24 protein-coding genes and 1 other RNA gene are annotated in these 20809 nt (G+C 61.5%); 15 read left to right on the top strand and 10 right to left on the bottom strand.

Annotated features, from left to right (window positions below):
• Window positions 1–5: 5 nt before the first annotated feature.
• From rpmH to ACP0KA_RS08160, 8 genes are all read left to right on the top strand, one after another.
• Window positions 6–140, top strand: coding sequence for a 50S ribosomal protein L34 (gene rpmH / locus ACP0KA_RS08125; RefSeq protein WP_006609582.1), 135 nt, complete (start codon window positions 6–8; stop codon window positions 138–140).
• A gap of 48 nt (window positions 141–188) precedes the next feature.
• Window positions 189–578: a ribonuclease P protein component gene (gene rnpA, locus ACP0KA_RS08130; RefSeq protein WP_424628316.1), complete on the top strand. Its 390-nt coding sequence runs from the start codon at window positions 189–191 to the stop codon at window positions 576–578.
• Between the two features lie 3 nt (window positions 579–581).
• Window positions 582–2426: a membrane protein insertase YidC gene (yidC, locus tag ACP0KA_RS08135; protein ID WP_424628317.1), complete on the top strand. Its 1845-nt coding sequence runs from the start codon at window positions 582–584 to the stop codon at window positions 2424–2426.
• 60 nt (window positions 2427–2486) lie between these two features.
• Window positions 2487–3155, top strand: a complete 669-nt coding sequence (gene yihA / locus ACP0KA_RS08140; RefSeq protein ID WP_424628318.1) for a ribosome biogenesis GTP-binding protein YihA/YsxC — start codon at window positions 2487–2489, stop codon at window positions 3153–3155.
• Window positions 3156–3205: 50 nt separating this feature from the next.
• Window positions 3206–3607, top strand: a complete 402-nt coding sequence (locus ACP0KA_RS08145; RefSeq protein WP_424628319.1) for a DUF423 domain-containing protein — start codon at window positions 3206–3208, stop codon at window positions 3605–3607.
• Between the two features lie 76 nt (window positions 3608–3683).
• Window positions 3684–4580, top strand: coding sequence for an acetylglutamate kinase (gene argB, locus ACP0KA_RS08150; protein WP_424628320.1), 897 nt, complete (start codon window positions 3684–3686; stop codon window positions 4578–4580).
• A gap of 98 nt (window positions 4581–4678) precedes the next feature.
• Window positions 4679–5656, top strand: coding sequence for a DUF1036 domain-containing protein (locus tag ACP0KA_RS08155; RefSeq protein WP_424631514.1), 978 nt, complete (start codon window positions 4679–4681; stop codon window positions 5654–5656).
• Entirely contained in the window at window positions 5653–6351 is a 699-nt protein-coding gene (locus tag ACP0KA_RS08160; protein ID WP_424628321.1) for a pyrimidine 5'-nucleotidase, read from the top strand. Before ACP0KA_RS08155 ends, ACP0KA_RS08160 begins: the two co-directional genes overlap by 4 nt.
• A 36-nt stretch (window positions 6352–6387) precedes the next feature.
• On the opposite strand, the gene ACP0KA_RS08165 is transcribed toward ACP0KA_RS08160, so the two are convergent.
• A complete protein-coding gene (locus ACP0KA_RS08165) occupies window positions 6388–7599 on the bottom strand; it encodes a DNA recombination protein RmuC (protein WP_424628322.1) in 1212 nt (403 codons plus the stop codon).
• A 172-nt stretch (window positions 7600–7771) separates the two neighbouring features.
• On the opposite strand from ACP0KA_RS08165, the gene def reads away from it, so the two are divergent.
• From def to truA, 3 genes are all read left to right on the top strand, one after another.
• A complete protein-coding gene (def, locus tag ACP0KA_RS08170) occupies window positions 7772–8287 on the top strand; it encodes a peptide deformylase (RefSeq protein WP_424631515.1) in 516 nt (171 codons plus the stop codon).
• Window positions 8288–8356: 69 nt separating this feature from the next.
• Complete coding sequence (fmt, locus tag ACP0KA_RS08175; protein ID WP_424628323.1) at window positions 8357–9289, top strand: methionyl-tRNA formyltransferase; 933 nt, start codon at window positions 8357–8359, stop codon at window positions 9287–9289.
• On the top strand, window positions 9289–10026 hold the full coding sequence (gene truA, locus ACP0KA_RS08180; RefSeq protein ID WP_424628324.1) for a tRNA pseudouridine(38-40) synthase TruA: 738 nt from the start codon (window positions 9289–9291) through the stop codon (window positions 10024–10026). The genes fmt and truA overlap by 1 nt, the downstream gene beginning before the upstream one ends.
• Before the next feature lie 60 nt (window positions 10027–10086).
• On the opposite strand, the gene ACP0KA_RS08185 is transcribed toward truA, so the two are convergent.
• The 4 genes from ACP0KA_RS08185 to dapD are packed head-to-tail and all read right to left on the bottom strand — an operon-like array spanning window position 10087 to window position 13060.
• Window positions 10087–10467 (bottom strand): RidA family protein, encoded by a 381-nt coding sequence (locus ACP0KA_RS08185; protein WP_424628325.1) that lies wholly within the window; start codon window positions 10465–10467, stop codon window positions 10087–10089.
• A 13-nt stretch (window positions 10468–10480) separates the two neighbouring features.
• Window positions 10481–11050: a 5'-methylthioadenosine nucleosidase gene (locus ACP0KA_RS08190; RefSeq protein WP_424628326.1), complete on the bottom strand. Its 570-nt coding sequence runs from the start codon at window positions 11048–11050 to the stop codon at window positions 10481–10483.
• 10 nt (window positions 11051–11060) lie between these two features.
• Complete coding sequence (gene dapE, locus ACP0KA_RS08195; RefSeq protein WP_424628327.1) at window positions 11061–12215, bottom strand: succinyl-diaminopimelate desuccinylase; 1155 nt, start codon at window positions 12213–12215, stop codon at window positions 11061–11063.
• Entirely contained in the window at window positions 12215–13060 is an 846-nt protein-coding gene (dapD, locus tag ACP0KA_RS08200) for a 2,3,4,5-tetrahydropyridine-2,6-dicarboxylate N-succinyltransferase (RefSeq protein WP_424628328.1), read from the bottom strand. The genes dapE and dapD overlap by 1 nt, the downstream gene beginning before the upstream one ends.
• Window positions 13061–13215: 155 nt before the next feature.
• Here dapD and ACP0KA_RS08205 point away from each other — a divergent pair, with 155 nt between their 5' ends.
• The gene (locus ACP0KA_RS08205; protein ID WP_424628329.1) at window positions 13216–14592 is read left to right on the top strand and encodes an AmpG family muropeptide MFS transporter; all 1377 of its coding nucleotides are present in this window, start codon (window positions 13216–13218) and stop codon (window positions 14590–14592) included.
• A 90-nt stretch (window positions 14593–14682) separates the two neighbouring features.
• Here the strand turns inward: ACP0KA_RS08205 and ACP0KA_RS08210 are convergent, their stop codons facing one another.
• From ACP0KA_RS08210 to ffs, 5 genes are all read right to left on the bottom strand, one after another.
• Window positions 14683–15105: a hypothetical protein gene (locus ACP0KA_RS08210; RefSeq protein WP_424628330.1), complete on the bottom strand. Its 423-nt coding sequence runs from the start codon at window positions 15103–15105 to the stop codon at window positions 14683–14685.
• A gap of 23 nt (window positions 15106–15128) precedes the next feature.
• Window positions 15129–15734, bottom strand: coding sequence for a recombination mediator RecR (recR, locus tag ACP0KA_RS08215; RefSeq protein ID WP_424628331.1), 606 nt, complete (start codon window positions 15732–15734; stop codon window positions 15129–15131).
• A 1-nt stretch (window position 15735) separates the two neighbouring features.
• On the bottom strand, window positions 15736–16056 hold the full coding sequence (locus ACP0KA_RS08220) for a YbaB/EbfC family nucleoid-associated protein (protein WP_424628332.1): 321 nt from the start codon (window positions 16054–16056) through the stop codon (window positions 15736–15738).
• A 22-nt stretch (window positions 16057–16078) separates the two neighbouring features.
• A complete protein-coding gene (locus tag ACP0KA_RS08225) occupies window positions 16079–17935 on the bottom strand; it encodes a DNA polymerase III subunit gamma/tau (RefSeq protein ID WP_424628333.1) in 1857 nt (618 codons plus the stop codon).
• Window positions 17936–18048: 113 nt separating this feature from the next.
• Window positions 18049–18145, bottom strand: an RNA gene (ffs, locus tag ACP0KA_RS08230) — signal recognition particle sRNA small type.
• A 171-nt stretch (window positions 18146–18316) separates the two neighbouring features.
• On the opposite strand from ffs, the gene ACP0KA_RS08235 reads away from it, so the two are divergent.
• From ACP0KA_RS08235 to ACP0KA_RS08245, 3 genes are all read left to right on the top strand, one after another.
• Window positions 18317–18742 carry an HIT domain-containing protein gene (locus ACP0KA_RS08235; RefSeq protein WP_424628334.1) on the top strand — a complete coding sequence of 142 codons (426 nt, stop codon included), beginning with the start codon at window positions 18317–18319 and terminating at the stop codon, window positions 18740–18742.
• Window positions 18743–18761: 19 nt separating this feature from the next.
• Entirely contained in the window at window positions 18762–19700 is a 939-nt protein-coding gene (gene nudC, locus ACP0KA_RS08240) for an NAD(+) diphosphatase (RefSeq protein ID WP_424628335.1), read from the top strand.
• 126 nt (window positions 19701–19826) lie between these two features.
• On the top strand, window positions 19827–20783 hold the full coding sequence (locus tag ACP0KA_RS08245; RefSeq protein ID WP_424631516.1) for a sugar kinase: 957 nt from the start codon (window positions 19827–19829) through the stop codon (window positions 20781–20783).
• Window positions 20784–20809: the final 26 nt, after the last annotated feature.

The following is a 20809-nucleotide window of genomic DNA, read 5'->3' on the forward strand; positions in this document are numbered from 1 at the left end:
GACCCGTGAAGCGGACTTATCAACCCAGCAAACTGGTGCGCAAGCGCCGTCACGGCTTCCGTGCTCGTCTCGCGACCACCGGCGGCCGCAAGGTTCTCGCTGCACGCCGTGCGCGTGGCCGCAAGCGTTTGAGCGCCTGAGCGGACCACACCGAGACCTTTCATGCTCCGGTTGAGATCGCTGAGATCATGAACCGGTTGAAACAACGTGCGGATTTCGTCGCAGCATCCCATGGACCGCGAATGGCAAGTGCTGCCTTTGTGGTCCAGAGTCGTATGCGCGATGATGATGGTCCGATCCGGGTCGGTTTTACCGTCACCAAGAAAGTTGGAACTGCCACGGAACGCAACCGCGTCCGCCGCAGGCTTCGCGAATTGGTGAAGCGGCTGGATGTCACATCCATGCGACCACACCATGATTATGTGATAGTTGGCCGTAGAGCTGCGCTGGACCGCGGCTTCGAAACCATGTTCAACGATTTGCGCTCGGCGCTTGGTCGCCTCGAGCAGCAGACCCCGAAACGGCCAAGCAACCTGCCTCATCCAGTATCCACGCTCGAGCGGAATGACGAGACCTGAACGATGACCGATAACCGCAACACCATCCTCGCCGTCATCCTGTCCGGCCTCGTGCTGATCGCGTGGCAGTACTGGTACAACATTCCGCAAATGGAAAAGCAGCGCATTGCGCAGCAGGCCTCCCAGAGCCAGACAGCGAATCCTAAGGACGCATCCGGCGCAAATCAGCCGGCAGGCACAACTCAGGCACCGGCGCCAGGACAGCAAGCGGGCGCTCCCGCTAACCAGCCTGCTGCCGCACAGGCAGCTCCGGTCCAGCCGCGCGCGACAGTGCTCGCAGCTTCTCCGCGCGTGAAAATCGACACCCCGAGCGTGAGCGGCAGCATCTCGCTGACCGGTGCACGGATCGATGACGTCGCACTGGTGAAGTATCGCGAGACGGTGGATCCGAAATCACCGGCGATCGAATTGTTGTCGCCGTCCGGCACCAAGGAGCCTTTCTACGCTGAGTTCGGCTTCGTTCCTGCCGCCGGCTCCAACGTCAAAATGCCGGATCGCGACACTGTCTGGAAGCAGGAAGGTTCGAATGCGCTGACCCCCTCGAGCCCGGCCGTGCTGACCTGGGACAACGGACAGGGACTCACCTTCAAGCGTACGATTTCCATCGACGACAAGTACATGTTCACGATCAAGGACGAGGTCACGAACGCCGGCAATGCGCCGGTCACGATGTATCCGTTCGGCCTGATCTCGCGCCACGGCACGCCGCCCGTGTCCGGCTACTACATCCTCCATGAAGGCCTGATCGGCGTGCTCGGTGATCACGGCTTGCAGGAATACAACTACAAGAAAATCGACGAAGCCAAGGCGGTGGAGTTCAAGGCCACCAATGCGTGGCTTGGCATCACCGACAAGTACTGGGCCGCGACACTGCTTCCGAGCCCGAAGGCTGCGGTGCAGGCGCGCTTTTCGTCGAACCTGGTCGGTTCGCTGCGGACCTATCAGACCGACTATCTGCTCGACCCGATCACCGTCGCAACCGGCGGTACGGGGACGACGACCACCAACCTCTTTGCCGGCGCCAAGGAATCCAAGACCGTCGACGCCTACGACCAGCAACTCGGACTCAACAAGTTCGACCGCCTGATCGACTGGGGCTGGTTCTACTTCATCACCCGCCCGATGTTCTGGATGATCGACTTCCTCTATCACATCGTCGGCAACTTCGGCGTCGCCATCCTGTTGGTGACAGTGATGGTGAAGGCGATCTTCTTCCCGCTCGCCAGCAAGTCCTATGCGTCCATGGCCAAGATGAAGGCCATTCAGCCGCAGGTCGCTGCGCTGAAGGAGAAGTATCCTGACGACAAGATGAAGCAGCAACAGGAGATGATGGAGATCTACAAAAAGGAGAAGATCAATCCGATCGCGGGCTGTCTTCCCATCGTGATCCAGATCCCTGTGTTCTTCTCGCTCTACAAGGTGCTGTTCGTCACCATTGAAATGCGGCATGCGCCGTTCTTCGGATGGATCAAGGACCTCTCGGCGCACGATCCGACCAACCTGTTCACTTTGTTCGGCCTGTTGTCTTACGATCCGACGCAGCTTCCGATTATCGGACACTACCTCGCACTTGGCCTGTGGCCGATCATCATGGGCATCACGATGTGGTTCCAGATGAAGCTGAACCCGACCCCGCCCGATCCTACGCAGAAGATGATCTTCGACTGGATGCCGCTGATCTTCACCTTCATGCTTGCCTCGTTCCCGGCCGGCCTCGTGATCTACTGGGCCTGGAACAACACGCTGTCGGTACTTCAGCAGAGCTACATCATGCGGAAGAACGGCGCGAAGGTCGAATTGTTCGACAACGTGAGGGCGCTGTTCGCCGGCAGTAAGAAAGCAACCTGACATTCCTGAATCAAAACGCCCGGCGAAGTCGCCGGGCGTTTCATATCCGAGAGCCTTCGCATGACCGCCGATAATGATGCGGAGCTGATTGAAGCCGGCCGAAAGATCTTCGCCGGCGAATGGCAATTCTTCTGGGCGTCGCCGTCCATCGAAAGCCTACCCCCGATGCAGGGGGTCGAGGTCGCTTTCGCCGGCCGTTCCAACGTCGGCAAATCCAGCCTCATCAACGCGTTGACCAATCGCAACGGGCTGGCACGCACCTCGCACACGCCTGGCCGTACCCAGGAGCTGATCTTCTTCGAGGGCCCGACGCCTGCCGACGGCAAAGACGCCGGCCTGCGTCTCGTCGACATGCCCGGTTATGGCTACGCATCCGCCCCCAAGACCAAGGTGGCGTCGTGGACCGCGCTGATTCATAAATTTCTGCAGGGCCGCGCCAATCTCGCACGGGTCTATGTACTCATCGACTCGCGTCACGGCTTCAAGGACGTCGACGCCGACGTGCTCAAGACGCTCGACAGAGCCGCTATGAGCTATCAGGTGGTGTTGACCAAGGCCGATCAGATCAAAAAATCTGAGCTCGAGGGCACGACGGCCGGCGTCATGGAAGCGCTTCGCAAGCATCCGGCCGCCTTTCCGGAAATTCTTGTGACATCATCACGCACGGGCGCGGGCATGCCGGAACTTCGCGCCGCGATGATCAAATTGTTACGCGAGCGCGGAAGCTAGTGTCCCGAGAATCGTACGACCGCAGACAAATCATTTCAGGGCAATGACAGATGCACCCCGATGCTCCCATAGCGACTGCCAACACGACGATCCGGCTCGCTGCGGTATTGGCAGGATTGATGGGCGCTCTCGGTGTCGTCCTTGCCGCTGCGGCGGCCCATCAGCCTGACGCAACACGGCTCGGCTCGGCATCCTCAATGCTGCTGTTTCACGCCAGCGCCGTCCTCGGAGCGGCGCTGTTGACCGCTCAAGGTCTCATCCAGCGGCATCTCGGCCTGGCCGCGACCTACGGCTTCATTTTGGGCGCAGCGCTGTTCGCAGGCGACCTCGCTATGCGCCAGTATGTTGGTCACAGCCTGTTCACAATGGCCGCGCCGACCGGCGGGACGTTGCTGATCCTGAGCTGGCTGGTGCTGGCTGTCGCCGCCGGATGGCCACGGCGCCGGGGCTGATCCGCGCGACAGGTGCTTTCCGCCTCCCCGCCAATCGGCTACACCGTCCTGGCCCGCCAGCAAACGAGATTCCTCAATGATCGATCTGCCCAATATCAGCCCGCAAGATCAGGCCCGCATCCTCTCCGAAGCGCTGCCGCATATGCAGCAGTACGACGAGGAAACCATCGTCATTAAATACGGCGGTCACGCTATGGGCGAGGAATCGCTGGCCAAGCAATTCGCCCGCGACATCGTTTTGCTCGAGCAGACCGCAATCAACCCTGTGGTGGTGCATGGCGGCGGCCCGCAGATCGCCTCGATGCTCACCCGGCTCGGCATCAAATCGGAATTCGCGGCCGGCCTGCGCATTACGGACGCCGCAACCATCGAGATCGTCGAGATGGTGCTGGCCGGTTCGATCAACAAGCAGATCGTCAGCCACATCAATGAAGCCGGCGGTAAGGCGGTCGGCCTGTCCGGCAAGGACGGCAACATGGTCACAGCGGTCAAGGCAAGCCGCACCATGGTCGACCCGGATTCCAACATCGAGAAGATCGTCGATCTCGGCTTCGTCGGAGAACCCGACAAGGTCGATCTCACGCTGCTCAATCAACTGATCGGCTACGAGCTGATTCCGGTGCTGGCACCGGTGGCGGCCTCGAAGACCGGCGAGACGTTTAACGTCAACGCCGACACGTTTGCGGGTGCTGTGGCCGGTGCACTAAAGGCAAAGCGCCTGCTGCTGCTGACCGACGTCCCGGGTGTGCTCGACAAATCCAAGAAGCTGATCCCGGAACTGTCGATCAAGGATGCCCGCAAACTGATTGCGGATGGCACCATTTCCGGCGGCATGATCCCGAAGGTGGAAACCTGCATCTACTCGCTGGAAGCGGGCGTCGAAGGCGTCGTCATTCTCGACGGCAAGACCCCGCACGCTGTGCTGCTGGAGCTGTTCACGAACCAGGGCACCGGCACATTGATGCACAAGTGATCTGCAACGAAACCGCTGTGAGTTCCATCGAAGCCGTCTTTGCGAAAGCAGGGCGGCATCGTTCATGGTTTCGATCACGGAGTTTCGCTGCGCTCGCTGTGGGTGTCGTTGCTCAGGCTTTCGCTGCTGCTCCGGCTCTGGCCGATCTGAAGATCTGCAATCGCATGAGCTATGTGGTTGAAGCCGCCATCGGCATCGACAACCAGAACACCACCGCCACGCGCGGCTGGTTTCGCATCGATCCCGCGCAATGCCGTGTGGTGGTGCAAGGCGCCCTCGCCGCAGATCGCACTCTGCTTCATGCCCGCTCGCTTCCAGTTTATGGGGCTTCGCCTGTCCCGCAGAACGGCAGTGACACCCTGTGTATCGCGCCAACGGACTTCGTGATCGCGGCGGCGCGGCAGTGCCGGGGCGGCCAAACCGCAGTGCCATTTACCGAGATCAAGCCGAGCACTGGAGAAGACGGCAATCAGGTCGCTTATCTTGCCGAAGACTCCGAATACGATGACGAGCAGGCGCGGCTGGCCGCGATCCAGCGATTGCTGGTGATTGCAGGCTATGACGCAGCCCCGATCGACGGCGTTGACGGCCCCAAGACGCAGAATGCCCTGTCCGCATTTCTGAAAGCGCGAGGCCTTCCCGCGGATGCGCCACAGGCAGCGAACTTCTTCGACACCATGATCGCGGCGGTAGAATCGCCGTCGGCCACCGGGCTGACCTGGTGCAACGACACCACTTATCGAGTGATGGCATCGATCGGCACCGATGACGGAAAGGCGGTCACCAACCGCGGCTGGTATCGCATCGAGCCGGGCAAGTGCCTGCATCCCGATATCACGGGGCAGCCGCGCAAGGTGTACAGTTTTGCTGAAGCCGTCGACACCGACGGCCGCACCATCAAGCTCAATGGCCGTCCGTTGAACTGGGGTGGAGCGACCGCGCTCTGTACGCGCGAAACACAATTCGAGTTCACCGGGCAGAGCGATTGCGGCGCGCGCGGCCTGAGCACCAGCGGTTATGGGCAAGTCAATATCAGCGCCACCGCCGGCACAACGCTACGATTTGGGATGCCATGATTCAAAAAGCCAAGCGGTCCTTCGCCCATGTGGAGACCTGGGTGTTCGATCTCGACAACACGCTGTACCCGCATCACGTCAATCTCTGGCAACAGGTCGATGTCCGGATCCGCGATTTCGTCGCGTCTTATCTGAAGGTCTCGAAGGACGAGGCGTTCAGGATCCAGAAGGACTATTACCGCCGCTATGGCACCACGATGCGCGGCATGATGACTGAACACGGCCTGCGCGCCGATGACTTTCTCGCCTACGTCCACGAGATTGATCACTCGCCGCTCGAACCCAATCCCGAGATGGGCACGGCCATCGAGAAACTTCCGGGCCGCAAATTGATCCTTACCAACGGGTCACGCGCCCACGCCGGCAAGGTGCTGGAGCGGCTCGGCATCGACAAGCATTTCGAAGACGTGTTCGATATCGTTGCGGCAGAACTGGAGCCGAAGCCGGCGCGGCAAACCTATCTGCGCTTCCTCAAGCTGCATGGCGTCGATCCGCAGAAGGCCGCGATGTTCGAAGACCTCGCCCGCAATCTGGTGACGCCGCACGATCTCGGCATGACCACCGTTCTCGTAGTCCCTGACGGCACCAAGAACGTGGTACGCGAAGATTGGGAGCTGGAGGGCCGTGACGCCGCTTATGTCGATCACATCACGGATAATCTGACGGGCTTCCTGGGAACACTCGAGAAGCACTGAGGCGCGGGACCGCTAGCGAGCAGCAACCTCGCTCTTTTATTCCCCGGCTTGGAGCTTGCGCGGTGTGCGGGCCTGAAACAGATCGCTGGGGGCCGCAGTAGCTTGCGGCGCATCGCCCTGATCGGTGGCCTTGTCGAAGTCGAGTTCTTCGATCCTGGCCGCACGTTTGCCGATCTTGTTGACCGAGATCAGCACCTGCCGGACGTCTTCGTTGACCTGATCGAAGTGGCCGCCGAGCTTGCTGACACGGTCACGCAGACGCTCGACATCGCCCATCATGTTGACCACTTCGGTCCGGATCTGATCGGCGGCATCGCGCATGCGCGCGTCTTTCAGAATCTGCTGCATCACCTGGATCGCCAGCATCAGCAGTGACGGCGACACCAGCACCACGCGGGCGCGATAGGCCTTCTGGATGATGTCGTCAAAGCCGTCGTGGATTTCCGCATACACCGATTCCGACGGCACGAACATCAAGGCCGTGTCCTGGGTTTCGCCGGGAATGAGATATTTGTCGGCAATATCGCTGACGTGCTTCATCACATCCTGACGCAGCCGTTGCGTCGCGTATTTTCGCTCCTCATCGCTCCGGGCATCGCGGAGCGCCGTCACGGCCTCCAGCGGGAATTTCGCATCGATACAAAGCGGCCGCTGATCCGGCAGATACACCACACAGTCCGGGCGCTTCCCCGTCGACAGCGTATGCTGGAATTCGTAGCTGCCCTTCGGCATGCCGTCCTGCACGATGGCTTCCATCCGTGCCTGTCCGAATGCGCCGCGCGCCTGCTTGTTGGCAAGCACGTCACGCAACGTCGTCACCTGGGTCGTGAGGTCGGTGAGATTCTTGTGCGCATTGTCGATGATGCCGAGACGCTCGTGCAGCACGCGGAGCGAGTCCATGGTGTTGCGCGTGGTCTGCTCCATCGACTGGCCGACCTTGTGGGTCACGGAGTCGAGCCGCTCGCTGACCGCGCGCGCCATCTCAGCCTGCCGGCCAGCCAGCGCCTGCCCCATGGCATCGACCCGGCCCGCGGCTTCGCTCTGCAGCCGCACCATCTGGCTGAGGCGTTCTTCCAGTTCGTTGGCGCGAATGGCCTGCGCCATCGCCACCTCGGCACCCTTCCGGCCGGAGCGCGCGATCACCACGGCAATCACCACAAGCAGCAGGAGCGCGAACACACCGAAAACGATGAGGGCCGTCCCGCCACGGACCGGCATATCGCCGAGCATGAAAAGAATGTCGTTCATGCCGACCTTGTAGCGCGATTCGCCCCCATCCGCGAACGAATAGAGAACATTTATGGTTAACAGATCCCTTATTTTTATGGTTAACCGCCGGTTAACGGGGCCACGCCCTACCGAAACGCGTTGCGCAACAAGGGATTTGACCCCGGCAAGCGCTCCCATTACATCGCGCATCATGGCTATTCGTGAAATCATCAGCTTGCCGGACAAGCGCCTTCGGCTCGTCTCCGAACCCGTCAAAGCGATCACGCCGGACATCCGTGCGCTCGCCGACGACATGCTCGAAACCATGTATGACGCGCCGGGCATCGGCCTGGCCGCGATCCAGGTGGCTGTTCCGCTGCGGCTCATCACCATGGACCTCTCCAAGAAGGAGGGGGAAAAGGAACCGCGCGTTTTCATTAATCCCGAAATCCTGTCCTCGTCGGAAGACTTGTCCGTCTACGAGGAAGGCTGTCTCTCCATCCCCGAATATTACGAAGAGGTGGAGCGGCCGGCCAAGGTACGGGTGCGGTTCATGGATCTTGATGGCAAGATTCATGAAGAGGATGCCGAGGAGCTCTACGCTACCTGCATCCAGCACGAGATCGACCACCTCAACGGCGTGCTGTTCGTGGACTATTTGTCCAAGCTCAAGCGCGACCGTGTGATGAAAAAATTCACCAAGGCCGCCAAGCTCGCGGCTAAATAAGACGGTGATCCGGACAAGCGGACACCGGTTTTCCAAAAAGACCTCGATCTCAACTTATTGGCCGATCGCATGCCGCTTCGTCTGATCTTCATGGGCACGCCGGACTTCGCGGTGCCGACATTGCTGGCGTTGGCGGACCACGGCCACGAGATCGCAGCCGTGTACACCCGCGCGCCGAAACCGGCCGGCCGCGGCATGAAGCTGCAGGCGACGCCCGTCGAGATCGAGGCACGGCGGCTCGGTATTCCCGTGCTAACGCCGAAGACATTGAAGACACCTGAAGCGGAAGCGGAATTTCGCGCTCATAATGCTGATGCCGCGGTCGTGGTCGCCTACGGCATGATCCTGCCGCAGAACATTCTCGACGCCGTGCCGCTGGGTTGTTTCAACCTGCATGCATCGCTGCTGCCGCGCTGGCGCGGCGCCGCGCCGATCAATCGGGCCATTATGGCTGGTGACGCGGAAAGCGGTGTCATGGTGATGAAGATGGATGTCGGGCTCGACACCGGTGATGTCGCCATGGCCGAGCGCCTCGCCATTACCGACACCATGACCGCGCAGGATCTGCATGACGCGCTCGCGCCGCTGGGTGCCGACCTGATGGTGCGTGCAATCGGGGCGCTGGCCCGCGGTGGGCTGCAGTTCACCAAACAGAGCGAACAAGGCGTCACCTACGCCGCCAAGATCGACAAGCTCGAGGCGCGGATCGACTGGACCCAACCGGCCAACGACGTGCTGCGGCACATTCATGGCCTCTCGCCGTTTCCAGGTGCATGGTTCGAGTTCCCGCTGGAAGGTGAGGCCGTGCGTGTGAAAGTGCTGCGCTGTCAGCTTGCCAAAGGTTCAGGCGCGCCGGGCGAACTGCTCGACGATCAGTTCACCATCGCCTGCGGCGAAGACGCCATCCGCCTGCTCGACGTGCAGCGCGCCGGCAAGCAGCCGATGAAAGCAGCGGACTTCCTGCGCGGCACGCCGCTCAAGCCGCCACTGCGTGTGAGCTGATGCCGCGCTATAAACTCATCATCGAATATGACGGTTCGCCGTTCTGCGGCTGGCAGTATCAGGACAATGCCCCGACCGTGCAGGGCGCGCTGGAAGCCGCTGTCACGGCGATGACCGGCGAGATGGTGCGTGTCAGCGGCGCGGGCCGTACCGATGCCGGCGTCCACGCGCTCGGCCAGGTGGCACATATCGATCTGACACGGGAATATCGCGCGGACCGCGTCCGTGACGCACTGAACGCGCACCTGCGGCCCCATCCCATTGCGGTGCTTTCGGCCGAGATCATTCCAGAGACCTTTGACGCGCGGTTTTCCGCCATCAAGCGGCACTACGTCTATCGCATCGCCAATCGCCGCGCGAACCTCGCGCTTGGCGCCGGACACGTCTGGCGCGTTCCGAAGACCCTCGACGTCGAGGCCATGCACGAAGCCGCGCAGGTTCTGGTCGGGAAACACGACTTCACCACCTTTCGCGACACCGAATGTCAGGCGAAGTCTCCGGATAAAACGCTGGATGCACTCGATGTGACGCGCGACGGCGAGAATGTCATCGTCACGACGTCAGCGCGCTCGTTCCTGCACAGCCAGGTCCGTTCCATGGTCGGATCACTGGTGTGGGTCGGCCACGGTCGCTGGGATGCTGATGACATGCGCGCCGCGCTGGAGGCGTGCAACCGTGCGGCGTGCGGTCCGGTCGCGCCACCGGACGGCCTTTATCTCGTGCGCGTGGACTATTAAGCTTTTTTTGGTTTGACGCGTTTTCTTTACGCGAACCGGTATCCACTTCGCTTGAAAACGCTACGCAGCTGCGACCACCTCGATCTCAAGCAGCCACTTGCTGTCGAAAATTTCCGCAACGATCACCGTCAATGCCGGCGCGTGGCTGCCGAGAACATCCTTCCGCACAGCGCGATTTTCGAGATTGTATTTGCGGTCGGACAGAAACGTCGTCACCTTGACAATGTTGCGCAGACCCATGTCGACCGCTTTGAGCTGGGTTTCCACATTGACCCAGACTTGGCGGCACTGTGCCTCAAAGGTGTCAGGCACGGCGCCATCGGCGGATTGCGGGATCTGGCCGCTGACGAAAGCCCAGCGTTTGACGTCGCTCACTTCGCAAACCTGCGCGTAACCGAACGGTTGCGGCGCGTTTGCGGCATTGACGCTGCGTCGTTCCATCACCGCCCCCCGATCAAGATCGATCGATGATCTGTCGCCTCAGGATATCCCAGAACAGCTCTTCACCGTCAGCGATGTTCTCGGTCCAGTGATCGGCCGCATTGTCATCGGCATCGTCGGTGATGAACTTGAACGCTCGCCATGGCACACTGTGACGTTGGCAAACATGCGCGATAGCGAACAACTCCATATCGACGATGTCGATATTGTTCTCCGTCAGCCACGGGTCCACGGAGGTGACGAAGCTGTCGCCGGTGCCGCAGACCACGCTGCCATATCCCGACGACAGACGATCGAGATCCGGCGAGAACGGCGTCCGGCCACGCGGCGCCAGAGGCATCGCCATCATATCGCGCTGGACCACCGCCGAGACTTCGACAAGACCGCGCAACGACTTGGTGATCTTGCCTGCCGTACCGTAGTTGATCACAAGGGTCGGCTGCTGGGCTTGTAGCGCCAGGGTGGTCGCACTCGTGGTGTTGATCTTGCCGACGCCGGTGTAGATCACTTCCACGCCGGCCGGCGCACGCGCCTTGTCGAGTTCATCGCTGATGGCGGTCAGAACGAGGATCTTGTCGCTCATGGGCGAAGGCTCATGCGAAGTAACGTTCCAGAATACTGCGGTAGATGGTCGTGAGCTTCTCGAGGTCGGCGACAGGCGTGCGCTCATCCACCTGATGCATGGTCTGGCCCACCAGACCGAACTCCAGCACAGGACAATAATTCGTGATGAAGCGCGCGTCCGAGGTGCCACCGCCAGTGTTGAGATCCGGCTTGCGGCCCGTCACCTCTTCAATCGATGCCACCACGAGATCGGTGAATTTTCCCGGCTGCGTCAGGAACGCATCGGAGTTCGACGGCTCCCAGACCACGTGTGCCTTGATGCGATTGCCGGAGGCTTGCATCACGCGCTGCTCGATCAACGCCTGCAATGATGCCCGCGTGTGGCAATCATTGTAGCGGATGTTGAAACGCGCCTTGGCCTGCGCCGGGATCACATTCCATGCCGGATTGCCGACGTCGACCGACGTAAATTCCAGATTCGACGGCTGGAAATGATCGGTGCCCTGATCGAGCGGATCGCCGCTCAGCGCCGCAATCAACGTGGCGATATCGGGAACGGGATTAGACGCACGATGGGGATAGGCGACATGGCCCTGCGTGCCGTCCACAATCACCGTACCAGACTGCGATCCGCGCCGGCCCACCTTGATGCTGTCGCCGATCTCATTGACGTTGCTCGGCTCGCCGAGCAGACAGTGATCGAATGTCTCGCCACGGTCCGCCGCCCATCTCAACAGTTTGATGGTGCCGTTGACGGCGATATCTTCCTCGTCGCCCGTGATCAGGAACGAGATCGAGCCCTTGGGCTTGCCGCCATGGGCAGCAAGATAGTCGAGGACTGCGGCGACGCAGCAGGCAATCCCGCCCTTCATATCCACGGCCCCGCGACCGTAGAGGTAACCGTCCTTCACGTCGCCGGAAAACGCACCGTGCGTCCACGCCGCTTCATCGCCTGCAGGCACGACGTCGGTGTGTCCTGCGAAGGTGATGTGCGGCGCCTCGGTGCCGATGCGCGCATAAAGATTGTCGATATCAGCCGTGCCCGGCTCGCTGAAGGTGATGCGCTGAACGTCAAAACCGGCGCCCTTCAGCAAAGCCTCAAGAACACCAAGCGCGCCCGCGTCCGCCGGCGTCACCGAAGGACAACGCAACAGGTCGCGGGCGATGGTGAGAGCGTCGGACATCAGTCGCGCAGCAACTCGTTAATGCTGGTCTTGGCGCGGGTCCGCTCGTCAACCCGCTTGACGATCACGGCACAGCTCAGCGACGGGCCCGGTGAGCCATCCTTGAGCGGCTTGCCCGGCATCGAGCCTGGCACAACGACGGAGTATTCCGGAACTTCGCCGATGAAGGTCTCGCCGGTTTCGCGATCGACGATCTTGGTCGACGCGCCGAGAAACACGCCCATGGACAGCACCGCGCCCTTGCGCACGACGACGCCTTCGGCGACTTCCGAACGTGCGCCGATGAAGCAATCGTCCTCGATGATCACCGGCCCGGCCTGCAGCGGCTCCAGCACGCCGCCGATGCCGACGCCGCCGGAGATATGCACATTCTTGCCGATCTGCGCGCAGGAGCCGACCGTCGACCAGGTATCCACCATGGTCGATTCATCGACATAGGCGCCGAGATTGACGAACGACGGCATCAGCACGACGTTCTTGGCGATGAAAGCCGAGCGGCGCACGATCGCGCCGGGCACCGCACGGAAACCCGCGGCACGAAAACGGTTTTCACCCCAGCCCTCGAACTTCGACGGCACCTTGTCCCACCAGGTGGCGCTGCCGGGACCGCCGGGGATGGCGGTCATGTCGTTCAGCCGGAACGACAGCAGAACGGCCTTCTTCAGCCACTGATGCACCTTCCACTGGCCATCGGCTTGCCGTTCTGCGACGCGAGCCTTGCCCTCATCCAGCAGTTGCAGAGCATGGTCCACGGCCTCACGGACTTCACCTTTGGTCCCGGAATTGACGGTGTCGCGGGCATCGAAAGCGGAGTTCAGCGTGGTTTCGAGAGCGGAGAGAGACATTGCTTTTCCCTGGCTATTTCTTCGAGGGCCCTCAAGCAGGCCCCAAAATTGTCAGGAAAGCTTGTCGGAATTTGACGGGGCAGTGTCAAGCAGCGGCCGCCCTCGTTCTACCATCGTGGCGGGAGAAAGAAGCTCGAATCTGCTAACAGGGCATCATGACAGCTCCTGAAACGACGAAGGCAGCCTCGGCCGCTCCCCGCGCCGCTTCCCAAGACTCTTGGCGCGCGGCCATGGCAGTGTACCTGCAACCGCGCGTGCTGATCGTGCTATTCCTCGGCTTCTCATCCGGACTGCCGCTGGCGCTGTCCGGATCCACGCTGCTGGTGTGGATGCGGGAATCCGGGGTCGATCTCGGCACCATCGGGCTGTTTGCCCTTGTCGGCACGCCCTACACGCTGAAATTTCTCTGGGCGCCGCTGGTCGACGCGCTGCATGTGCCGATCCTCACCCGATGGCTGGGACGCCGTCGCGGCTGGCTGGTGTTTGCGCAACTCCTGCTCATCGCGGCCATTCTCGTGCTCGCCATGACAGACCCTGCGCGATCCCCCTTCTATGTCGCATTCGGTGCCCTGCTGGTGGCCACGGCTTCCGCGACACAGGACATCGTCGTCGACGCATTTCGTGTCGAAAGCCTGCCGGAAAGCGAGCAGGCCGCGGGCATGGCCTCCTATGTCGCCGCTTATCGCGTCGGCATGCTGATCTCGACAGCAGGAGCGCTGTTTCTGGTCAGCGGATTTGAAGCCACAGGCTTGACGAAATCGGCGGCCTGGATGTGGGGCTATGTCGCGATGGCCGGCATGGTCCTGATCGGGATGATTGCCTCTTTGCTCGCAACCGAACCTGAGCAATCCCGCCGCGCCGATGAGGCGACATCCGGCGAAAGCGCGATGAAGCGTGTCACCACGGCGGCTGTGGGAGCCTTCACCGAATTCCTCACTCGCAAAGACGTCTGGACGGTTCTCGCGTTCGTCGTCCTGTACAAGTTCACGGATTCATTTTCCGGCGCGATGACGGCGCCGTTCGTGATCGATCTCGGATTCAGCCGCAATGACTATGCGGCCATCGTCAAAGGGGTTGGCCTCGCGGCAACACTTATAGGCGGGTTCGCCGGCGGCTTTCTGGCCCGCGCATGGTCTCTCGAATCCTGTTTATGGATCGGCGGCGTGCTGCAGGCGATTTCGAACCTGGCGTTTGCTTGGCTGGCGTTGGTCGGCCTCAATCAGTGGGCCCTCGCGCTTGCGATCACTGCCGAGAATTTCACCAGCGCGATCGGCACGGTGATCTTCGTCGCCTATCTGTCGTCGCTGTGCCAAAGCCCGCTGCACACGGCGACGCAATATGCCCTGCTGACGGCCTTCGCCGCCATCGGCCGCACCTATCTGTCGTCAGGCGCGGGCTACGTCGCGCAAGCGACGGGCTGGCCGATGTTCTTCGTGCTCAGCGTGATTGTCGCGATCCCGAGTTTCATTCTGCTCGCGTGGCTGCAGCGGCGCGGCCACTTCGCGGAACTGGTCAGGGCACGCGCAACCTGACTAAAGCGATCTTCAAAAAACAAAACTGCCGGGTCAAACCCGGCAGCGGCACTGACGTCTGATCGTGATCGGCAATTGCAAGACGCCACACTAGTGCTTCACCACGCTCCACTTCGAGACGATCGCGTCGCTGAATTGCCCGGCCTCTGCGGCGCAGGACATTTCATCAGCCTTCAGCGAGACGCTTTTGCCGATATAGGGCTTGAGCGCGGCAGCTTCAGCATCGCTCTTGGTCACGATCTGAAATGTCTCAGGGCCGGTTTCGAGATTGCAAAGGCCTGACGGGGACGGCAACCGGCGCGGCTCGCTGGTCAGCTGATACGTGATCATCCGCTTCTTGCGCGGACCGCTGCGCATCGCGGTCAATTCTCCTGACAGCACCTCACCGGCGTGAAGCGGCTTGGGCGCGGGCGGCTTGGCGGCCTGCGCAGACGCTCCCGTTACCTCCAAAGAGAGGGCACAACACGCGAAAACAAAACCCGTTGCGAATTTTGCAAACAGAGATGACGTCATGCGACTTCTAGTCCCAGTGATTTTCAAAACAAAGTCCGCTGCCGCATTGCAGCCGAGAGTGTTCCTTCGTCGAGATAATCGAGCTCACCGCCCACCGGCACACCGTGAGCCAGCCGCGTGATTCGCACATTAGCATCCTGCAACAGGTCTGTGATGTAGTGAGCCGTGGTCTGCCCATCGACAGTTGCATTCAATGCCAGAATGATTTCCGTCACCTGTGGATCGTGCGCCCGCGCCACCAATGCATCGATGGTCAGATCCTGCGGACCGACCCCGTCGAGCGGCGACAACGTCGCACCCAGCACGTGGTAACGCCCGTTTGTGGCATTGGCGCGTTCCAGCGCCCACAAATCGGAAACATCCGCCACCACGACAATGATGGCTGGATCGCGCCGCGGATCGGTACAGACCGTGCACGGGTTATGTGTATCGATGTTGCCGCACGTCTTGCAGACCTGAATCTTGTCGATCGCAACCTGCAGCGCCGTCGTGAGCGGCGTCATCAGGGCTTCACGCTTCTTGATCAAATGCAATGCCGCGCGCCGCGCCGAGCGCGGACCGAGCCCCGGTAACCTTGCAAGCAATTGAATCAGCCGTTCGATTTCAGGACCGGCAACCGAGGTAGCCATGTCAGCCGAGACCTAGCCCCGGCGGCAAACCGAGCCCGCCCGTCAGCGACTGCATCTTTTCCTGCATCGCCGTCTCAGCCTTGCGACGCGCATCGCCATGCGCCGTCACCAGCAGATCCTCAAGGATTTCACGTTCCTCGGCCTTCATCAGCGAAGGGTCGATCTTGATCCCCTTCACTTCCATCTTCGCAGTCATGCGCACGGTAACAAGACCGCCGCCGGACACGCCTTCGACCTCGACGTGTTCGAGTTCGTCCTGCATCGCCTTCATCTTCGATTGAAGCTGAGCGGCCTGCTTCATCATGCCGAGAAAATCAGCCATGAGTCATTCCTCTTTTTAAAATTTAGAGTTCGTCGTCTTCAATCGGCTCGACAGGATCTTCGCCGGTCGGCTCGCTCGCGGGCTCCGGTGCCAACCTGCGCACATCAACCAGCTGCGCGCCGGGAAATTTCGCAAACACCGCCTGCACGCGCGGATCGGCATGCACGCCTTCCCTGAGCTGCTCTTTCTCCGCCTGTGCCTGCGAGCGCAGTGTCGGCTGACCCTGTTCGTTGGACACAACGATGGTCCAGCGCCGGCCGGTCCAGACTTCGAGCTTGCGCGATAGGTCGCTGATCACAGAGCGCGCAGCACTGCGCTCCAGCGCAACTTCAAGCTTGCCGTCTTCCATGCGCACGAGGCGCATGTCGGCTTCGAGCGCGGATTTGATCTGCAGATCACGCTTCTCACCGGCGAGCGCGACCAGTTCAGCGAACGTCGCGATGCGCCGCTGCGGCTGCGCCGGCGGAGCTGGAGCGGGCGCGGGCACGCTCATCTGCGGACGATTCAGCGCCTCACCACCGGGCCGCGCGCCGGAGGCAACTGCCCGCACAGGCGAGCCATGGTCCACCACAGGGGCCATCGACACCGTGCCGCGCGGCACGCCATTGCCGCCGTGTCCACCGACCACAGGCGATGAACCACCACCTGCATCAATCATTCTGATCGCCTCGTCCGGTGTCGGAAGATCGGCAACATACGCGATGCGCACCAGCACCATTTCCGCCGCCGCCTGCGGACGTGTCGCGGCCTGGACTTCGGCAATGCCCTTCAGCAACATTTGCCACATCCGCGACAGCACCCGCATCGAAAGCTTCGCAGCAAAATCGCGTCCGCGCGTCCGCTCGGTTTCACCAAGCGCCAGATTGTCGGCGGTGGCCGGCACGACTTTCACGCGGGTGACGAAATTCACGAACTCGGCAAGATCGCTCAGCACCACCACAGGATCGGCGCCGGTGTCATACTGCTCGCGGAACTCCTTGAACGCAGCGGCGATGTCGCCGCTCGCCAGGGACTGAAACAAATCGATGACGCGGGTACGGTCGGCGAGACCCAGCATCTGCCGGACGTCTTCGGCGCGGACCACGCCGGCTGCGTGGGCAATGGCCTGATCGAGCAACGACAGCGAATCGCGCACCGAGCCTTCCGCGGCTCGTGCGATCAGACCAAGCGCTTCGGGCTCCGCCTTCACGCCTTCCTTGTCGGAGATGTTGGCAAGGTGCGCCATCAGCACATCCGAGTCGACGCGTCGCAGGTCGAAGCGCTGGCAGCGCGACAACACCGTCACCGGCACCTTGCGGATTTCGGTCGTGGCGAAAACGAACTTGGCGTGCTCCGGCGGCTCCTCCAGCGTCTTCAGGAAGGCGTTGAACGCCTTCTCCGAGAGCATGTGGACCTCGTCGATAATGTAGACCTTGTAGCGCGCACTCGATGGCGCATAGCGGACGCCGTCGGTGATCTGTCGCACGTCGTCGATGCCGGTGTGCGACGCCGCGTCCATTTCGAGAATATCGATATGCCGGCTTTCCATGATCGCCTGACAATGGGTGCCCATCGTCGGCATATGAATAGTCGGCCCCTTCACCGAGCCGTCCGGCAACTCATAGTTCAACGCACGGGCCAGAATGCGCGCGGTCGTGGTTTTGCCGACGCCGCGAACGCCGGTGAGGATCCAGGCCTGCGGAATGCGTCCGGCCTCGAATGAATTCGAGACAGTGCGGACCATGGCCTCCTGGCCGATCAGGTCATCGAATGTCGAGGGGCGATATTTACGCGCCAGGACCCGATAGCCCGTCCCGGCATTCGCGGAACCGGATGCGCCGCCGAGTGCGAAACCCGCCTGATCGGCCTGGGTCACGGCGGAAATGTCAGCATCGGTCATGGAGCGATCCGCGATTATCTCATCAAGGGGCGTCTTGCGGAAAATCCGGCGCCCGGCATCCTGGAGCGCACCGCGCACACATTGTACCGATCCGAGCCCGTCGGATAGAAGAGGTAGGAGACTGACGAGCGACCCGATCCGGACCTCGTTAGGGCTGCTTCCTTCCGGACCTGACCCGGTTGGCGAGTGGCTCGTCCACCGCCAATCTCCCGGTCCCTATTTGGGGCCAAAGGCGACGGAAAGCAAGCCTCCGAATAACCGACCCGATTTGCGGCGCGCTCGCCCCGATCAACAATTTGCGCGAATTTTGACAGTGAAAGCGGTAACAACGGGCGCCGGATACGCGCTAAGTTGAGTTTATTGAAATCATACGGAATTCTGATGGCCGCCGACGTCCCTGCCTGGTCGCTCAATCCCCAGCTTGAAAAAGACACGATCAATATCGGCGACCTGCCGCTGTCCCGCGTGCTTGTCATCAAGGACGCAAATTATCCGTGGCTGCTGCTGGTTCCACGCCGGACGGACATTGTCGAAATCATCGATCTCAGCGAGGTCGAGCAGGCGCAGTTGACCACCGAAATCAACCGCGTCGCCCGCGCGCTCCAGGACATTACCAAGCCCGACAAGCTGAACATTGCCGCCTTGGGCAATGTCGTCCCGCAATTGCACGTTCATATCATCGCCCGCCGTTCCAGCGACGCCGCCTGGCCGCGGCCGGTCTGGGGTGTCGTCCCGCCGCTTGCCCACGACCCACAGGAAGTGGAAGCATTCATCAGCGCCCTGCGCCGCAAGATCTGGTTGACCTGACGTCTAGAGCAAAAAAAACATGACAACAAACGACTCCTTTCCGCTCGGGCAGCCGGGCTTTGTCTCCCATCCGATCGATCGCGCTGCCCATCTGCGCGGCAATGACGAAAAGCTCTACGCGATGGAAACCCATCGCGACGCACGGGCTTACGTGATCCATCGCGATTCGCTGCTCATGACACAGGGAGCGGACGGTCCACGCGCGCTGCTGACCCTGGATGAGGCCCGCAAATTCGGCGCCAACCCCGGCACAATTTTTCTCGGCCTGAACGATGGCGCTGCGATCTTCGGCATGGGCATCAGTGCGACGGCAGCGGAAGCCTTGATGGGGCGAAGCGATGTCGGCGTGGAAAATCTCCGCGCGGTCGCCGCGAGCGGTGCGGTGGCCGCACGAGAACTGTCCACCATCGCCATGGCGAAGTCCCTCGTCGGCTGGCATCAACGCCACGGCTTCTGCGCCAATTGCGGCACCCGCACCTCCATGACCCAAGGCGGATGGAAGCGCGATTGTCCGAGCTGCAAGGTCGAACATTTCCCGCGCACCGACCCCGTTGTCATCATGCTGGTCACAGCAGGTGACAAATGCCTGCTCGGACGGCAGGCGCAGTTTCCGCCGTCCATGTGGTCATGCCTTGCAGGGTTCGTCGAAGCCGCGGAAACCGTCGAAGACGCAGTGCGCCGCGAAATCCTGGAAGAATCCAATATCCAGTGCACGGACGTGCGCTACTACATGACGCAGCCGTGGCCCTATCCGTCGTCGCTGATGATCGGATGCACGGCGCGCGCGACCACGACCGATATCATCGTCGACAAAACCGAACTGGAAGACGCACGCTGGTTTAGCCGTGACGAAGCTGTTGCGATGCTCAAGAGAGAGCATCCGCAGGGGCTGACGGGGCCACATCCTGTCGCGATCGCGCATCATCTTCTGGCAAACTGGCTAGCCCAACCTGCTTGATCGGTTGCCGCCGCATTGCAGGAACTGCGTTCCCTGTGATTGATTGTTTTGCCGTGAGGCGGCGTCGCGGCGAGGTTTGATCGCCCGGTCGTTGTGACGAGCCCCCGAGGCGCGACAATGTCATTTATGGAATCGCAGCCCATGCCGTCGAAGAAGAAACCTCTGCGAATTTTGTGCATCGGCATGCCGGTGCGCGACCTAATTTTCCGCGTCGACGACGTGCCGACGCGTGGCACGAAAAAGCGTGCAACGCATTTCACTGAATTGACCGGCGGCAATGCCCTCAACGCGGCCGTTGCGATCTCGCGGCTCGGCGGCCGCGTGCGGATGTCGGGCCCGATGGGCCATGCCGGAGAAAAAACCACCGCGCACATGTTCGACGACATGGAGCGCGAGGGCATTGAGAACGCTCTGGTTCACATGCCGGGCCTGGTGACGCCGATCTCCAGCATCATGATCGATCCAAGCGGCGAGCGCACAATCGTGACCTATCGCGATCCGGAATTGTGGAAGGTCACGCTGCCGCACGCCGACCTGCTGCTGAAGGACTGCGACGCCGTCCTGACGGAAAACCGCTGCGCGGCATTCGTCACCGATCTCTGTGTGGAAGCTCGCAACCGCGCCATTCCCGTAATCCTCGACGCCGACCGCGTCATGTCACTGAGCGAAGGCGTGCTGGTGGCGTCGAGCCACATCATCTTCTCGGCGGAAGCCCTGCATGCCACCGCCGGAATGACTGATGACACCGAAGCCTTGCGCAAGATCGCCGACCTGACGCCGGGGTTCCTGGCGGTCACCAACGGCGCGCAAGGCGTCCTGTGGCTCGACGACGAGCGGCGGCCGCATCACATGCCGTCTTTTCCGGTTCACACCGTCGATACCCTCGGCGCGGGCGATGTGTTCCACGGGGCCTTCGCGCTCGGCGTCGCCGAAGGACAGCCGATCCGGGACGCTATGCGGTTCGCATCGGCCGCGGCCGCGCTGAAGTGCACCCGCCACGGCGGAGCTTTCGCCTCGCCGCAACGCGCTGAAGTTGAAAGACTTTTGGCAGAATCCCCGGTGCTCAAACAGGCCGGAGAATAGCTCTAAGGACAGCTTGAGGCGCTTGC

The organism is Bradyrhizobium sp. SYSU BS000235, from assembly GCF_049747295.1.
GTDB lineage: Bacteria > Pseudomonadota > Alphaproteobacteria > Rhizobiales > Xanthobacteraceae > Afipia.

Coding starts and splice junctions, on each gene's coding strand:
- ACP0KA_RS08245 (WP_424631516.1), top strand. CDS start 19,827: ATGGAATCGCAGCCCATGCCGTCGAAGAAGAAACCTCTGCGAATTTTG.
- ACP0KA_RS08165 (WP_424628322.1), bottom strand. CDS start 7,599: ATGAACGACATTCTTTTCATGCTCGGCGATATGCCGGTCCGTGGCGGG.
- ACP0KA_RS08225 (WP_424628333.1), bottom strand. CDS start 17,935: ATGACCGATGCTGACATTTCCGCCGTGACCCAGGCCGATCAGGCGGGT.
- ACP0KA_RS08145 (WP_424628319.1), top strand. CDS start 3,206: ATGCACCCCGATGCTCCCATAGCGACTGCCAACACGACGATCCGGCTC.
- argB (WP_424628320.1), top strand. CDS start 3,684: ATGATCGATCTGCCCAATATCAGCCCGCAAGATCAGGCCCGCATCCTC.
- ACP0KA_RS08185 (WP_424628325.1), bottom strand. CDS start 10,467: ATGGAACGACGCAGCGTCAATGCCGCAAACGCGCCGCAACCGTTCGGT.
- truA (WP_424628324.1), top strand. CDS start 9,289: ATGCCGCGCTATAAACTCATCATCGAATATGACGGTTCGCCGTTCTGC.
- fmt (WP_424628323.1), top strand. CDS start 8,357: ATGCCGCTTCGTCTGATCTTCATGGGCACGCCGGACTTCGCGGTGCCG.
- ACP0KA_RS08160 (WP_424628321.1), top strand. CDS start 5,653: ATGATTCAAAAAGCCAAGCGGTCCTTCGCCCATGTGGAGACCTGGGTG.
- yidC (WP_424628317.1), top strand. CDS start 582: ATGACCGATAACCGCAACACCATCCTCGCCGTCATCCTGTCCGGCCTC.
- dapE (WP_424628327.1), bottom strand. CDS start 12,215: ATGTCCGACGCTCTCACCATCGCCCGCGACCTGTTGCGTTGTCCTTCG.
- rnpA (WP_424628316.1), top strand. CDS start 189: ATGAACCGGTTGAAACAACGTGCGGATTTCGTCGCAGCATCCCATGGA.
- ACP0KA_RS08205 (WP_424628329.1), top strand. CDS start 13,216: ATGACAGCTCCTGAAACGACGAAGGCAGCCTCGGCCGCTCCCCGCGCC.
- nudC (WP_424628335.1), top strand. CDS start 18,762: ATGACAACAAACGACTCCTTTCCGCTCGGGCAGCCGGGCTTTGTCTCC.
- ACP0KA_RS08220 (WP_424628332.1), bottom strand. CDS start 16,056: ATGGCTGATTTTCTCGGCATGATGAAGCAGGCCGCTCAGCTTCAATCG.
- yihA (WP_424628318.1), top strand. CDS start 2,487: ATGACCGCCGATAATGATGCGGAGCTGATTGAAGCCGGCCGAAAGATC.
- def (WP_424631515.1), top strand. CDS start 7,772: ATGGCTATTCGTGAAATCATCAGCTTGCCGGACAAGCGCCTTCGGCTC.
- ACP0KA_RS08190 (WP_424628326.1), bottom strand. CDS start 11,050: ATGAGCGACAAGATCCTCGTTCTGACCGCCATCAGCGATGAACTCGAC.
- recR (WP_424628331.1), bottom strand. CDS start 15,734: ATGGCTACCTCGGTTGCCGGTCCTGAAATCGAACGGCTGATTCAATTG.
- ACP0KA_RS08210 (WP_424628330.1), bottom strand. CDS start 15,105: ATGACGTCATCTCTGTTTGCAAAATTCGCAACGGGTTTTGTTTTCGCG.
- ACP0KA_RS08235 (WP_424628334.1), top strand. CDS start 18,317: ATGGCCGCCGACGTCCCTGCCTGGTCGCTCAATCCCCAGCTTGAAAAA.
- dapD (WP_424628328.1), bottom strand. CDS start 13,060: ATGTCTCTCTCCGCTCTCGAAACCACGCTGAACTCCGCTTTCGATGCC.